12 protein-coding genes are annotated in these 13,601 nt (G+C 75.3%); 7 read left to right on the top strand and 5 right to left on the bottom strand.

Annotated elements, in window-relative coordinates; translation table 11 throughout:
• Positions 1–20: 20 nt before the first annotated feature.
• Complete coding sequence (locus ACIO92_RS03555; protein WP_402280987.1) at positions 21–2,024, top strand: S9 family peptidase; 2,004 nt, start codon at positions 21–23, stop codon at positions 2,022–2,024.
• Positions 2,021–2,992: an LD-carboxypeptidase gene (locus tag ACIO92_RS03550; RefSeq protein WP_401237442.1), complete on the top strand. Its 972-nt coding sequence runs from the start codon at positions 2,021–2,023 to the stop codon at positions 2,990–2,992. Before ACIO92_RS03555 ends, ACIO92_RS03550 begins: the two co-directional genes overlap by 4 nt.
• Positions 2,993–3,287: 295 nt before the next feature.
• On the opposite strand, the gene ACIO92_RS03545 is transcribed toward ACIO92_RS03550, so the two are convergent.
• Positions 3,288–4,376, bottom strand: coding sequence for an adenosine deaminase (locus ACIO92_RS03545; RefSeq protein ID WP_366442805.1), 1,089 nt, complete (start codon positions 4,374–4,376; stop codon positions 3,288–3,290).
• A 488-nt stretch (positions 4,377–4,864) separates the two neighbouring features.
• Positions 4,865–5,767 carry a GntR family transcriptional regulator gene (locus ACIO92_RS03540; RefSeq protein WP_402280990.1) on the bottom strand — a complete coding sequence of 301 codons (903 nt, stop codon included), beginning with the start codon at positions 5,765–5,767 and terminating at the stop codon, positions 4,865–4,867.
• Between the two features lie 189 nt (positions 5,768–5,956).
• Between ACIO92_RS03540 and ACIO92_RS03535 the strand changes: the two genes are divergently transcribed.
• The 3 genes from ACIO92_RS03535 (at position 5,957) to ACIO92_RS03525 (ending at position 7,355) form a co-directional block, all read left to right on the top strand.
• Positions 5,957–6,208, top strand: coding sequence for a DUF1049 domain-containing protein (locus tag ACIO92_RS03535; protein ID WP_366442807.1), 252 nt, complete (start codon positions 5,957–5,959; stop codon positions 6,206–6,208).
• The gene (locus ACIO92_RS03530) at positions 6,205–6,555 is read left to right on the top strand and encodes a hypothetical protein (RefSeq protein WP_402280992.1); all 351 of its coding nucleotides are present in this window, start codon (positions 6,205–6,207) and stop codon (positions 6,553–6,555) included. The genes ACIO92_RS03535 and ACIO92_RS03530 overlap by 4 nt, the downstream gene beginning before the upstream one ends.
• Before the next feature lie 236 nt (positions 6,556–6,791).
• Entirely contained in the window at positions 6,792–7,355 is a 564-nt protein-coding gene (locus ACIO92_RS03525; protein ID WP_401237438.1) for a GNAT family N-acetyltransferase, read from the top strand.
• 155 nt (positions 7,356–7,510) lie between these two features.
• Here ACIO92_RS03525 and ACIO92_RS03520 read toward each other — a convergent pair whose 3' ends face one another.
• Positions 7,511–7,843, bottom strand: coding sequence for a DUF6204 family protein (locus ACIO92_RS03520; protein ID WP_366442810.1), 333 nt, complete (start codon positions 7,841–7,843; stop codon positions 7,511–7,513).
• A 178-nt stretch (positions 7,844–8,021) separates the two neighbouring features.
• Here ACIO92_RS03520 and ACIO92_RS03515 point away from each other — a divergent pair, with 178 nt between their 5' ends.
• A complete protein-coding gene (locus ACIO92_RS03515; RefSeq protein ID WP_402280994.1) occupies positions 8,022–10,031 on the top strand; it encodes a DUF5107 domain-containing protein in 2,010 nt (669 codons plus the stop codon).
• Positions 10,032–10,513: 482 nt separating this feature from the next.
• Here the strand turns inward: ACIO92_RS03515 and ACIO92_RS03510 are convergent, their stop codons facing one another.
• Both ACIO92_RS03510 and ACIO92_RS03505 read right to left on the bottom strand, forming a co-directional pair.
• Positions 10,514–11,338: a methyltransferase domain-containing protein gene (locus ACIO92_RS03510; RefSeq protein ID WP_401237434.1), complete on the bottom strand. Its 825-nt coding sequence runs from the start codon at positions 11,336–11,338 to the stop codon at positions 10,514–10,516.
• Positions 11,339–11,439: 101 nt separating this feature from the next.
• Positions 11,440–11,997: a GNAT family N-acetyltransferase gene (locus ACIO92_RS03505; protein ID WP_401237432.1), complete on the bottom strand. Its 558-nt coding sequence runs from the start codon at positions 11,995–11,997 to the stop codon at positions 11,440–11,442.
• Positions 11,998–12,295: 298 nt separating this feature from the next.
• On the opposite strand from ACIO92_RS03505, the gene ACIO92_RS03500 reads away from it, so the two are divergent.
• Positions 12,296–13,525 (top strand): sulfite oxidase, encoded by a 1,230-nt coding sequence (locus ACIO92_RS03500; RefSeq protein WP_402280996.1) that lies wholly within the window; start codon positions 12,296–12,298, stop codon positions 13,523–13,525.
• Positions 13,526–13,601 lie beyond the last annotated feature (76 nt).

Below are 13,601 nucleotides of genomic sequence, written 5' to 3'. Positions count from 1 at the left end.
ATCCGACAGGGGGAGACCGCATGGCCACGACCACCGCCGCCTACGGGACCTGGCCGTCGCCCGTCGACGCCGGGCTGACCGCCGCGCACGACGGACGTCCCGATCATCTCGGAGCAGTCGGCGACGAACTGTGGTGGACCGAGCCCCGCCCCACCGAGGGGGGCCGCCGCGCCCTCGTGCGCAGGCGCGCCAACGGCACCGAGGAGAGCGTGCTGCCCGCCCCGTGGAACGTGCGCAGCCGGGTCCTCGAGTACGGCGGTCTGCCCTGGGCGGCGGCCGACCGTCCCGTCGGCGGACCGCTCGTCGTCTTCTGCCACCTCCCCGACCAGCGGCTGTACGTCCACGAGCCCGACGCCGCTCCCGGCGGCGCGCCCCGGCCGCTGACGCCGCTCTCCCCGGTCGGTGAGGGGCTGCGCTGGGCGGACCCGGTGATCCACCAGGACCGGGGCGAGGTGTGGTGCGTCCTGGAGGAGTACACGGGCCCCGCGCCGGCCGATGTGCGCCGGGTGCTCGTCGCCGTCCCGCTCGACGGCTCGGCCGCCGAGGACCGGGAGGCCGTACGGGAACTGTCCGACGAGCGGCACCGGTTCGTGACCGGGCCCCGACTCTCCCCGGACGGCCGCCGGGCCGCCTGGATCGCCTGGGACCACCCCCGGATGCCCTGGGACGGCACCGAGGTCCTGCTCGCCGAGGTCGGACCCGACGGGACCTTCCGGGACGCCAGGACCGTCGCGGGCGGGACCGCCGAGTCGATCCCGCAGGTCGGCTGGGACACGGCCGGGAGGCTGCTCCTCGTCAGCGACCGCACCGGCTGGTGGAACCTCTACCGGGCGGACATCGGCACGGACGGCGGGCTCGGTCGACAGACAGCGCTCTGTCCCCGCGCGGAGGAGTTCGGCGGGGCGCTGTGGCGGACCGGCCTCACCTGGTTCGCCCCTCTGGAGAACGGCCTGATCGCGGTCGTCCACGGCAAGGGCACCACCGCGCTCGGCATCCTCGACCCCGAGCGCGGCACCCTCGCCGACGCGGCGGGCCCCTGGACCGACTGGGCGCCGACGCTCACCGCGCACGGCACCCGGGTGGTCGGCGTCGCCGCCGGGCCGCGCACCTCCTACGAGATCGTCGAACTCGACACCCGCACCGGCCGCGCCCGGGTGGTCGGCGCCCGGCACGCCGACGCCGTCGATCCCGCCCACTACACCGCACCCCGGCTCCGTACCTTCCCCGGTCCCGGCGGGCGGGAGATCCACGCCCACGTCCACCCGCCCCACCACCCCGGCTTCACCGGGCCCGAGGGCGAACTGCCGCCCTATGTGATCCGGGCACACGGCGGACCCACCGGTCACGCCCCGCTCGTCCTCGACCTGGAGGTCACCTACTTCACCTCCCGGGGCATCGGCGTCGCCGTGGTCGACTACGGCGGCTCCACCGGATACGGCCGGGAGTACCGGGAGCGGCTCCGCGAGCAGTGGGGTGTCGTGGACGTCGAGGACTGCGCCGCCGTCGCCACCGCCCTCGCCGCCGAGGGCACCGCCGACCCGGCCCGGCTCGCCGTGCGCGGCGGCAGCGCGGGCGGCTTCACGACCGCCGCCTCGCTCGCCACCACCGACGTGTACGCCTGCGGCACGATCGTCTACCCCGTCCTCGACCTGAGGGCCTGGGCCACCGGCGAGACCCACGACTTCGAGTCCCGCTATGTCGATGGGCTCGTCGGACCGCTCGACGAGATGCCCGCGCGCTACAAGGAACGCTCCCCGATCGAGCACGTCGACCGGATCACCGTGCCGTTCCTGCTGCTCCAGGGCCTGGCCGATGTCATCTGCCCGCCCGCACAGGCCGAGCGCTTCCTCGCCCGCGCGGCGGGCCGGGGCGTGCCGCACGCCTATCTCGCCTTCGAGGGCGAGGGCCACGGCTTCCGGGAGGCGGACACCATGGTCCGCGCGCTGGAGGCCGAACTGTCCCTGTACGCGAAGACCTTCGGTGTCGCCAGGGACGACGTTCCCGAGCTGGAGTACCGGACGTGACGCGGCCGGACACCGAGGCCGGTACGGACACGGACAGGGGTGTCGGGCGGTTGGTCCGGCCGCCGAGGCTGCGGTCCGGGTCACGGGTGGCGGTCGTCGCCCCCAGCGGGCCCGTCCCCGAGGAACGGCTGCGGGCGGGCCTCGACATCCTGCGCGGCTGGGACCTGGAACCGGTGGTCGCCCCGCACGTCCTGGACGTCCACCCCGTCCTCGGACACCTGGCGGGTTCCGACCGGGACCGGGCCCGCGACCTGACCGAGGCCTGGTGCGACCCCTCGGTGGAGGCGGTGATCTGCGCGCGCGGCGGGTACGGGGCCCAGCGCATGGTGGACCTGGTCGACTGGCGGGCGGTCCGGGCCGCCGGGCCCAAGGTGTTCGTCGGCTACAGCGACGTCACCGCCCTGCACGAGGCCTTCGCCGTCCGCGCAGGACAGGTCACCCTGCACGGCCCGATGGTCGCCGCCGGTACCTTCCTCACCGACCCGCGCACCCGGGAGTCGCTGCGGGCCACCCTGTTCGAGCCCGAGACGGTACGGACCCTCGGCCTGGACACCGCGCGGGCCCTGGCACCGGGCCGGGCCCGGGGCGTGACGCTCGGCGGCTGCGTCAGCCTCCTCGCGGCCGACCTCGCCACCCCGCACGGCCGGGCCTCGGCGCGCGGCGGGCTGCTGCTCCTGGAGGACGTGGGGGAGGAGCCCTACCGGCTCGACCGCGTTCTCACCCAACTGCTGCGCTCCGGCTGGCTCGACGGGGTCGCGGGCATCGGCCTGGGCTCCTGGGCCGAGTGCGGCCCGTACGAGGAGGTACGGGCGGTGCTCGCCGACCGGCTCGGCGCGCTCGGGGTGCCGGTCGTGGAGGAGATGGGCTTCGGCCACGGAGAGACGGCCCTGACCGTGCCGCTCGGGGTGCCGGGAGTGCTCGACGCGGAGGAGGGGACGCTCACCCTCGACGTACCGGCCCTGAGCTGAGCCGGACCGGCCCGGGTCCTGCGCGGGGGTGGGGCCGGTCTTGAGCCGATCCGGACCGTACCGGCCCAAGACCGAGCGGGGCTGGGCCGGGGCCGAGTCGGGTCCAGGCCGGGCTTGGGCCGGATGGCGGCCGATCCCGGACCGGCCCCGGAGTCGGCCGCACCGGGCCGCACCGGGATCGGCCCGGACGGAGGCCGGTCCGGGGCCATGTTCCGGCCGGGGCTCCTGCCACGCATCTGGCTGCCGGACCTGGCTTCCGGCCCGTTCCAGGCCGGGGCCTGGAACGGCGCGCGGGTTACAGCGTCGCGTATCCCGGGCGCACGATCTCGTCGATGAGGCGGCGGCGCTCCGGGAGCGGGAGGAACGCGGCGTCGAGGGCGGCGACCGTGAACTCCTCGAAGACCTCGGGGCCGTATCCGAAGGCGTCCACCATGTGCTGGAACTCCTCGCTCATGGTGGTGCCGGAGACGAGCCGGTTGTCCGTGTTGAGCGTGATCCGGAAGCCGAGCCGGCGCAGCTCGTCGATCGGGTGGGAGGCGTAGTCCTTGGCCGCGCCCGTCTGGAGGTTCGACGTCGGGCACACCTCGAGGGCGATGCGGTTGTCGCGGACGTACGAGGCCAGGCGGCCCAGGGTGCCGTCCTCGGCGATGTCGTCGGTGATCCGCACGCCGTGGCCGATCCGCTCCGTGCCGCAGACCTGCACGGCCTCCTGGATCGACTCCGCGCCGACGGCCTCGCCCGCGTGGATCGTGAAGTGGCAGTTCTCCCGCTTCAGGTGCTGGAACGCGGGGAGGTGCCGGGCGGGCGGGTTGCCGATCTCGCCGCCCGCGATGTCGAATCCGGCGACGCCGTTGTCGCGGTGCGCGACGGTGAGCCGGGCTATCTCCAGGGACCGGTCCGTGTGGCGCATCCCGGTGAGCAGGGTGCGGACGGTGATCCGCTGCCCGGCGCGGCGCTCGCCCTCGCGGAAACCGTCGTTGACCGCCTCGACGACCTCGTCCAGGGTGAGGCCCGCTTCGAGGTGCTGCTCGGGGGCGTAGCGGATCTCGGCGTAGACGACGCCGTCCGCCGCCAGGTCCTCGGCGCACTCGGCCGCGATGCGCGTGAGCGCTTCGCGGGTCTGCATGACCGCGCAGGTGTGGGCGAAGGTCTCCAGGTAGCGCTCCAGCGAACCGGAGTCGGCGGCGTCCCGGAACCAGACGGCGAGCGCGGCCGGGTCCTCGGTGGGCAGCGCGGTGTAGCCGCACTCCCGCGCCAGCTCGACGATGGTCGCGGGGCGCAGCCCGCCGTCGAGGTGGTCGTGGAGGACGGCCTTGGGGGCCCGGCGGATCCACTCGGCGACGGCGGTGGCAGCGGGCGTGGCAGGGTTGTCAGACAAGTGCATGGCCGGGAAGTGTACGCCACGGGACCCGGGCGCGCTGTGACACCCCGGGCGGGCGGGTGCGGAGGCGGCTGGGACCGGGGTGCGGAGGGTGTCGGGCAGGTGCGTTCCGGGTGGGGTTCGTGTGTTCCGGGGGCCGGGGCCGACTTCCTTCCGGACCTCGGGCCCCGGGCCTCGGACCTCGGACCCCGGGCCCGTGATCCCGGCCCCTGACCCGGTGGTTCCCGGGTGCCGCCCAGCCCCTTCATCCGACACGGGACCCGATGGTTCCGGGCCGCCGAACTGGTCTGTTCGAGGCACCGGACCCGTACCCAGGGTGCCGGACCGGCTCACGCGAAGGCGCTTGCGGCGTCGGCCTTCCGGGAGTCGGGGGGCTGCCTCCCCGCCCCGTAGCGTGGTCGGGACGTGCCCTTTCCCGAGGTGTCGCCGGAGCCGCGCTTCCCCGGAGGGGCCCGCCCCCGGCGACCCCGCACGCCCCCGGGGGCGCGTGGTCAGTGGGACTGGAGGATCGGCAGCGTCGGGGCGCCCGTCGGCAGCATGTGCTTCGCGGCCATCACCGGGGTGTCGCCGACCCGGACGACCTGGGTCACGAGGACGGCGGGAGTGTCCGCCGGGCGCCGCAGCTGCTCCCCGCGCCGCCGCCCCAGCAGCGTCGCCGTGATCCCGCTGTGCGCGCCGAGCGCCGTCTCGCGCGAGGCTCCGAGCAGCACGGACAGCATCGAGACCGCAGGTCCGTGCCGGGTGGTCCGGCCGTCCGCCGTACCGGCCGCGGTTCCGCCGCCGCCCCCCGCGCCGGGGCCCGTACCGCTGCTCGAACCGCCGCCCGTACCGGCGCGTGCGACCCCCGGCGTTCCGCCTCCGTCCGGTGCGCCGCCCGTGTCCGCGCTCGGCGCCGCCGTCCGCAGGGCCCGTGCGAACTCCGGGTGCACCTGGTCGAGCAGTTCGTCGGGGGCCGCCCACTCGTGGCTCAGGGCCGCCGCCGTGCCCTCCCCGGTCAGCAGCGACTCCCAGAACCGCAGCTCGGCCCCGGCGGGGGCGAGCAGGTGCTGGGTGGTGAAGTCCGTGGGCTCCTCGACCGTCCGGAGCAGGGCCCGTACGCGCAGCGGCGTGCCCGCCCCGATCAGCTCCTCCAAGGGCTGGATCTGCTCGAAGCCGCGCCGGGGCGGCCGGTCGTTGACCGTGCGGCCCACCCCGCGCCGGACGCTCAGCAGACCGTCCTCCTGGAGCAGCAGCAGCGCCTCGCGCAGTGCCGGGCGGCTCACGCCGAGTTCGGCGGCGAGCTTCGGCTCGGAGGGGAGTGTCGAGCCCGGCGGGTAGGTGCCGTCGTGGACGGCGTCCGCGATCCGCTCGTAGAGGGCCACCACCGGGCGCCGCCGGTGTCCGCTGACCGCCACAGCCGCTCCTCGAAATCGTCGCCGGCCCTCGTTCCGCCGGTGCCGGGCACCACCGTAGTCGGCCCACGTTGTCTGACAAGTCACCCGTACGGCCCTGCTCACCATCACGGTGAGGTGCCGTCCGGCCCATTCTGGTCCCACGGCTGTGGCCGCGTACGACCGACGGCACGATGGAGGAGAGGGCCGGACATGAGTCCCAAGGAGACGTCACGGACATCGGGCGGGGGCAGGTCCAGGTTCGCCGAGTCCTTCACCCCGGGCCGGATCGTGATGATCGTCGTAGCGATCCTCACCCTCGTCTTCATCTTCGAGAACACCCGGGAGGTGAAGATCCGGCTGCTCATCCCCGAGGTCACGATGCCGCTGTACGGGGCCCTGCTGCTGGCCGCGCTGCTGGGCGCGGCCTGCGGCTACTACGTCGCGGCCCGGAGGCGCAAGTGAGACGGCGGGCCGTCGTGGGCGCGGGGGCGGTCCTCGCGCTCGCGGCCGTCGCCGTCAGTTCGGCGGAGGAGACCGCCGCGTCCTGGGAGGAGGCCGGGGAGAGGCCGGTGCCGGACTTCCTCGGGCGGGGCCTGTGGCGGGTCTTCACCCGTCTCGACCGCCGTACCCGGCTCGACGTCCACGACGTGAGCGGGCGGGACCGGCGGGTGCTGTGGCCGCCGAACTGGCGGGTCTGCACGCAGTACCCGTCCGCCGGTACGAGTCTGGACCGGCGGACCACGGTGATGATCGGAGTCGTACGCAAGGGGGAGACCTGCCCGGCCCGCGTACGGACGGCCCGCCGCTGAGGGGGCCCGGTGTCGTGGAGTCCGTACGCCTCGGGGACGATGTCGTCCGGTCGACGGCCCGGCCCGGTCCACCCGCCGGTCCATTCCGCCCGCCGGTCCCGTCCGGCCCGGGTGCGGGCGGTCGGCCACCGGACCGCTCCAGCTCCGGCCCCCCGACCGCTCCGGCTCCAGCTCCGGCGGCCGGTACCGACCCCCCCCCGGCCCGCTGCGGAGCCCCGCATCCCTACCCTGGCCGTATGTCCGATGATCCTGGCCGGTTCCTTGTCGCGGGGCCCCGTGTGGGGCTGCGGGAATTCACCCCGGAGGACGCGGCGGAGTTCACCGCCCGTGCCCGGGAGAGCCGGGAGCTGCACCGCCCGTGGCTGTTCCCGCCGTGCACGGCCGAGGCGTACGCCCCGTACGCGAGCGCCCTCGTCGAGGACCCGGCGCGCGCCGGGTTCCTGGTGTGCGAGCGGGGCGCGGACGGTGGCATCGCGGGGTTCCTGAACGTCAACAACATCGTCCGGGGCGCCTTCCGCAGCGGCGCCCTCGGCTACGGCGCCTTCGCGCACGCCGCCGGGCGCGGACTGTTCACCGAAGCCCTCTGGCTGCTCCTCGGGTACGCCTTCGGGCCGCTGGACCTGCACCGCCTCGAAGCGAACATCCAGCCGGGCAACACCGCGTCCCGTGCGCTCGTCCGCCGCGCGGGCTTCCGGCTCGAAGGGTTCTCCCCGGCGATGCTGTTCATCGACGGGGCCTGGCGCGACCACGAACGCTGGGCGATCACCGCCCCGGAGGACCCGGCCGGGTCACCGGCCTGACGGAGCCCCGGCCCGAGAACATCATCGGCACGGAATTCCGGAGCGGGCCGAGGAGCAGCCCCGGCCCGCTCCTCGGTGTCGAACTCCGACGGGAGCACCCCTCGGAAGGGAACTCGGGCGCGAGCGCCCCTCCGCACGGACCCCGCCGCGCGGTCTCACCGCTTGTAGTTGATCTTCATCGTGTCGAGGTCGGTCACGGTCGAGCGCAGCCCCTTGTAGCCGTGGCCCAGCTCCTTCAGCGCCGTCTCCACGCGGTCCTCCGCGAGCGCGCCCGCCATCTCGTCGCCGTCCTCGGAGTCGGAGACCACGACCAGCCGGTACGAGAAGTGCTTCAGCGTCCGGTCGTAGGCCAGCGAGCCCTCCTCCGTGAACCGCATCGCGGTCAGCCCGTGCTGCTCGGATTCGGCGAGCAGCCGGACGCGGCTCTCCTCCGAAAGCCCGTCGAAGGTGCCGCGCACGATGACCCGGTAGGTGTGCTGCGTGCCCATTCCTCGTACTCCCCGTGCCCTGGTTCCCGGCCGTGGGGCGGCCGGCCGACCGTCCACAGTACGACGGTCCGCACCCGGTCCGCCCGGAATTTCCGGACGTCTCCGCACTCCCGCCTTTACCGAAGCCTGATGTGGAGAACCCCTGGTCAGGACGGGCTCCGACGTGTTCCATGGGTCAATGACGACCGTACGACGTGCCGTACTGACGCTGCCCGCGGCCCCGTTGGGCCCGGACAACCCCCTTCCCGCACTGCGGGCCCCCGCCGGAGCCGGGGCCCACGCGGTCGACGCGGGCACCCTCGCGGGGCTCCCGCAGGACATGGCCCGGGGCATAGGGCGGGCGCCCTTGCGGAGCCTGCTGCCCACCCCCGTGCGCGACGGCTACGGCCGCGACCGCACCCCCACGGACATCGACACGATCGTGATCGAGAACGACCACCTCAGAGCGACCGTCCTCCCCGGACTCGGCGGGCGCCTGTACTCCCTCCACCACAAGCCCACGGGGCGCGAACTCCTCTACCGCAACCCGGTGTTCCAGCCCGCGGCCTTCGCGCTCAACGGGGCCTGGTTCTCCGGTGGCGTCGAGTGGAACATCGGCGCCACCGGCCACACCACCCTGTCCTGCTCGCCCCTCCACGCGGCCGTCGTGCGCGCGCCCGACGGCGGGCCGATGCTCCGCCTCTGGGAGTGGGAACGCCTGCGTGACCTGCCGTTCCAGGTGGACCTGTGGCTCCCGGAGGACTCCGGCTTCCTGTACGCCGGAGTCCGGGTCCGCAACCCCCACGAGCGCACCGCACCCGTCTACTGGTGGTCGAACACCGCCGTGCCCGAGGACCGCCGGGTCCTGGCCCCCGCCACGACCGCCTGGCACCACGGCTACGAGCGCGGACTGCGCGCCGTCCCCGTGCCGGTCACCGAGGACGGCACCGACCGCTCCCACCCGACGCGCAGCCGCCACGCCGCCGACTGGTTCTACGACCTGCCGGAGGAGCGGCGCCGCTGGATCGCCGCCCTCGACGCGGACGGCACCGGACTCGTCCAGACCTCCACGGACGCACTGCGCGGACGCAAGCTCTTCGTCTGGGGGACCGGGCGCGGCGGGCGGCGCTGGCAGGAGTGGCTGACGGAACCCGGCACGCCCGGATACGCGGAGATCCAGGCCGGTCTCGCCCGTACCCAGCTGGAACACCTGGAACTCGCGGGCGGCGAGGAGTTCAGCTGGCTGGAGGCGTACGGCCCGCTCGCCGCCGACCCCGCCGCCGCGCTCGGCGACGACTGGACCGCCGCCCGTGCCGAGGTGGAGGACCGGCTGGCCGGGGCGCTGCCGAGAGCCGTGGTCGAGGCCGCGTACACCGCCTGGCGGGAGGGTGCCGCCGACACCGAGCCGGACGAGGTCCTCGCCGCCGGTTCGGGCTGGGGAGCCCTCGAAGTCCTGCGCGGGGAGTACGCGTTGCCCGGTACGCCGTTCCCCGAATCGACCCTCGGACCGGAGCAGCACCCCTGGCGGGAGCTGCTCAGGACCGGTGTCCTGCCGCCCCCGGCGCCGGGCGCCGCCCCGGGCGCGCCGCTCGTCGCCGCGCCCTGGCGGGACATGCTGGAGACCGCCCCGGCCGACCCCGCCACCGAGTACCACCTCGGGATCGCCCAGTGGCACGCCGACGACCGGGCCCAGGCGGTACGGAGCTGGGAACGGGGCCTGAAGGAGGCCGGTGCGCGCTGGCCGCTGCTCCGCTGCCTGGCCGTCGCCGACGAGGAGGACGGGCATCGCGAGCGGGCGGCCGAGCGCTTCGCGGAGGCCTTCGCGGACCTGGACGCCGGACGGGCGACCGCCTCCGAGGGCTCGGGCGGGGAAGCGGGGGAGTCCGGGGAGGACGCGGACGGTGAGCGGCTCGCCGCCGCGCTCGGCCGGGAGGCGGTGGAGGCCCTGCTGGCGGTCGGCGCGGTGGACCGGGCCCGGTCCCTCTGGGCGCGGCTGCCCGGACGCGCCCGGTGCGCCGGGGCCCTGCGGTTCCTCGAAGCGCGTCTCCTGCTCGCCGAGGGCCGTGAGGAGGAGGCCCGAGCGGTCTTCGACGCGGGCTTCGAGGTCGCCGATCTGCGCGAGGGGGCCGAGGCCGTCGGCGAGGTGTGGGCCCGGCTCACCGACGAACCCCTGCCGTACGCCTATGAGTTCAGGATGCGGCCGAGCTGATCGGGGCGGGTGGGGGCGGTGGCCGCTCCGGAGGGGCGGTGAGGGTGACGGGGGCGGGGACGGCCCGGGCGGCTGAGGAGCGCCGGTGCGGCATCCGTGCTTCCGGCACGGGGGGCCCCGGCTCGCCGGGCCTGCGGGGCCTGTCCCCGCGAGACCTTCTCGCCGCCCCCGGCGCCGGGGTTCGGGCCTCTGCCCATGAGGTCCCTCCCCGGGCGAGGGCCGCTCGAACGGCGCTCCCCGGGCTTGAGCCGGGGCCCTGGGCTTGAGCCGGACCAGTCCTGACCCGGGTCGGGCGGGCCCCGGCCCTGACCCGGAACCGCCCCGGCCCTGACCCGGACCGGATTCGCCTCCGAGTCGCGCCGACCTCGACCGAGACGGGCCCTGACCCGGCTCAGGGCCCGCCCGGAGCCCGCAACCACACCCTGCTCGCAGCACCCCGCTCACGGCGTCCCTTTCACAGCACCCCGCTCACGGCGTCCCTCTCACGGCACCCGGCACAGGATCTCCCCGTGCGGGACCAGGAACCAGGCGTCCTCCCGGGTGCCCCACTCCCGCCAGGCGTCCGCGATCGACTCCAGCGCGTCGGCCGTCGTGTGGCCGCCGGAGACCGCCAGGTCCGCGTAGACCGAACCCGTCGTGCGGTCCGCCCACAGGCCGCTCCACCAGGCGCGCTCCTCGGGAGTGGCGAAGCACCAGGTCGCGGCCGTCGTCGTGACATCGGTGAAACCGGCCTCCCGCGCCCAGGAGAACAGGCGCCGCCCCGCGTCCGGTTCGCCGCCGTTGGCGCGGGCGACGCGCCGGTACAGGTCCCGCCAGTCGTCGAGCGCGGGCGGCTCGGGGTACCAGGCGAAGGCCCCGTAGTCGCTGTCGCGGGCCGCGACGACACCACCGGGACGGCAGACCCGGCGCATCTCGCGCAGTGCCCGTACCGGGTCGCCGACGTGCTGGAGCACCTGGTGGGCGTGGACGACGTCGAAGGAGTCGTCCGGGAAGTCCAGCGCGTGGACGTCGGCGACCCTGAACTCGACGTTCTCCAGGCCGCGTTCCCCGGCCACGCCACGGGCCTTCGCCAGGACCTCCCCGGCGGCGTCCACGGCCGTCACCCGGCCGGGCGCGACCAGCGCCGCCAGATCGGCGGTGATGGTGCCGGGGCCGCAGCCCACGTCCAGGACGTCGAGCCCCGCGCGCAGCTCGGGCAGCAGATAGGAGGCGGAGTTGGCGGCGGTCCGCCAGGTGTGCGAGCGCAGGACCGATGCGTGGTGGCCGTGGGTGTAGACGGCGGTCTCTCGGGCGGAGGCGTGCGTCATGGAAGCGACTCCCTCGGTGTGGGTGCGTGCCGTCACCGTACGCACTCATGTCGTATCGTGAGACCTGCGTCTTGTAATGTGGACATCGAGGGGAGTGCGGCTCAGTCGGACAGCGCCTTCCGGTAACGGAGTTCGTCGAGCACCACCCCGCCCGTCTCCTCCCGGACGGCCTCCCCGTCCGGCCGCCACCCCGCCGCCTCGTAGAACCGGCGCGCCCGCGCGTTGCCCGCCAGGACCCACAGCGCCGCCGTGCGGTACCCGTCCCGTGCCAGCGCTCGCGTCGACGCCCCGAGCAGGGCGCGGCCGACACCCGTGCCCCATGCCTCCGGCAGGGCGTACAGCGCCGCGAGCTCGGCCGTGCTCCCGGGTGCGAAGCCCTCGCCCCGCCAGGCCCGGAAGCAGCTGAAGGCCACCGTCCGTCCGCCCGCGCCCACCGCGACCAGGACCCGGGGCCGGTCCGGAGCCGTGAGGCGGGCCCGCCACAGGGCGGCCCGCTCGTCCACGTCCAGGGAGGCCAGATACGGGCCGGGGAGCAGCTCGCGGTAGGCGGCCCGCCAGGACAGGACGTGCACGGCGGCCACGCCCGCCGCGTCCTCGGGAAGCGCCTCACGGACCACCGCCGGGACGAACGACCGCGCGTGCACGTCCGCCGTGCTCACGGATGCGGATGCGGATGCGGGCGTGCGTACGGGTGCGTGTACGGGCGGGTCCGCGCGTACGGGGACAGGTGCCTGTGCCGGTCTCGTCATGCCGCATTGTCGGCCCGCGCGGACGCCGAAGTCTCCGGGATTCCGCGAGGCCGGGACCGGGCCGGGCCCCCGTTCGTCCCCTCCGTCCCGGTCTGCCGGACCCGCGTGTGACAGCCGCGTGAACAGACCGTCCCGAGCGCCCCCGCGCCCCTAGGATCGGGCCGCGCCGCCGCCCGGCGGGCCGTCGCTTCCCGTGCCGAGGAGTCCCGTGCCGCACCCGCCCGCCCGCCGCACCCTGCTCACCCTGCTCGCGGCCGGTCCGGCGGCCTCCGCGCTCGGTGGACTCGCCACGGCTCCCGCCCGCGCCGCGTCCGGCGCGACCACCGGCCCCGCGCCCACCGCGCCCGGCGTCACCGTCCCCGGCATCGTCAAGGCGCTCCCGGCCGAGCACTTCACCGTCCGGGGCACCAACGCCGAGGCGCGGTTCGACGCCTTCGGCGACACCGGGCTCCTCACTCCCAACGACCGCTTCTTCGTCCGCAACCACACCACCACCCCGGTCCTGGACGCCGCCGACTGGCGCCTCACCCTCTGGGGCGACGGACTGCGCGGCCGCGGCCCGGTCCACTTCACCTACGGACAGCTCCGCGACCTGCCCTCCGTCACCCGTACGGCCCTGATCGAATGCGCCGGGAACGGCCGCAGCCTCTACACCAGCCAGCAGGGCGAGCCGGTCACCGGCACCTCCTGGACCCTCGGCGCCGTCGGGGCCGCCCGCTGGCGCGGTGTCCGCCTCTCCGACGTGCTCCACCGCGCCGGGATCGCCCGCGACGCCGTCGCCCTCCAGCCGCGCGGTCTCGACGCCCCGTACGTCTCCGGCGGCGTCGACCACGGCCGGGTCCGCCGCCCGCTGCCGGTCGCCAAGGCCTTCGACGACGTGATCCTCGCGTACGAGATGAACGGCGAGCCCCTCCCGTACGACCACGGGTACCCCGTCCGGCTCGTCGTGCCCTCCTGGGTCGGCATCGCCTCGATCAAGTGGCTCGGTGACATCGAGGTGTCCACCCGCCCGCTGACCTCGCCCTGGTCCACCGACTGGTACCGGCTGTTCGGCCCCGCCCACCCGGAGGGCGGCAGTGAGCCCATCGGCCGTCAGACCCTCAAGTCCGCCTTCCAACTGCCCTTCGGCGCCACCCTGGAGGCCGGTCGGACGCATCGGCTCACCGGCCGCGCCTGGTCCGCGCTGGCCCCCGTCCGGTCCGTCGAGGTCTCCACCGACGGCGGCGCCCGCTGGCGGCCCGCCCGGCTCCTCGACACCCCCCGGCGCGGCGGCTGGGTCCGTTGGTCGGCGCCCTGGCGCCCGCACCGCACCGGGCCCGTCACCCTGCTCTCCCGCACCACCGACACCGCGGGCAACACCCAGCCCGAGCGGGCCGTCCACAACACCCAGGGATACCTCTTCAACGCGGTCGTCCGGCACCCGGTCACCGTCGCCTGACCCGCCCGGACCGCCCGGGACCGCACCCCGACCGCACCCCCGGACCGTTCCTCCGGGCGCCGCCCGCCCGTCGCCC

The sequence above is a fragment of the Streptomyces sp. NPDC087215 genome (assembly GCF_044744885.1).
Classification (GTDB): domain Bacteria; phylum Actinomycetota; class Actinomycetes; order Streptomycetales; family Streptomycetaceae; genus Streptomyces.
This window is presented reverse-complemented; position numbering and strand designations above follow the sequence as displayed.

What these genes read in the sequence shown, in the direction of transcription:
- ACIO92_RS03555 (WP_402280987.1), top strand. Translation starts at nt 21, where the DNA reads ATGGCCACGACCACCGCCGCCTACGGGACCTGGCCGTCGCCCGTCGAC.
- ACIO92_RS03545 (WP_366442805.1), bottom strand. Translation starts at nt 4,376, where the DNA reads ATGCACTTGTCTGACAACCCTGCCACGCCCGCTGCCACCGCCGTCGCC.
- ACIO92_RS03535 (WP_366442807.1), top strand. Translation starts at nt 5,957, where the DNA reads ATGAGTCCCAAGGAGACGTCACGGACATCGGGCGGGGGCAGGTCCAGG.
- ACIO92_RS03525 (WP_401237438.1), top strand. Translation starts at nt 6,792, where the DNA reads ATGTCCGATGATCCTGGCCGGTTCCTTGTCGCGGGGCCCCGTGTGGGG.
- ACIO92_RS03520 (WP_366442810.1), bottom strand. Translation starts at nt 7,843, where the DNA reads ATGGGCACGCAGCACACCTACCGGGTCATCGTGCGCGGCACCTTCGAC.
- ACIO92_RS03515 (WP_402280994.1), top strand. Translation starts at nt 8,022, where the DNA reads ATGACGACCGTACGACGTGCCGTACTGACGCTGCCCGCGGCCCCGTTG.
- ACIO92_RS03510 (WP_401237434.1), bottom strand. Translation starts at nt 11,338, where the DNA reads ATGACGCACGCCTCCGCCCGAGAGACCGCCGTCTACACCCACGGCCAC.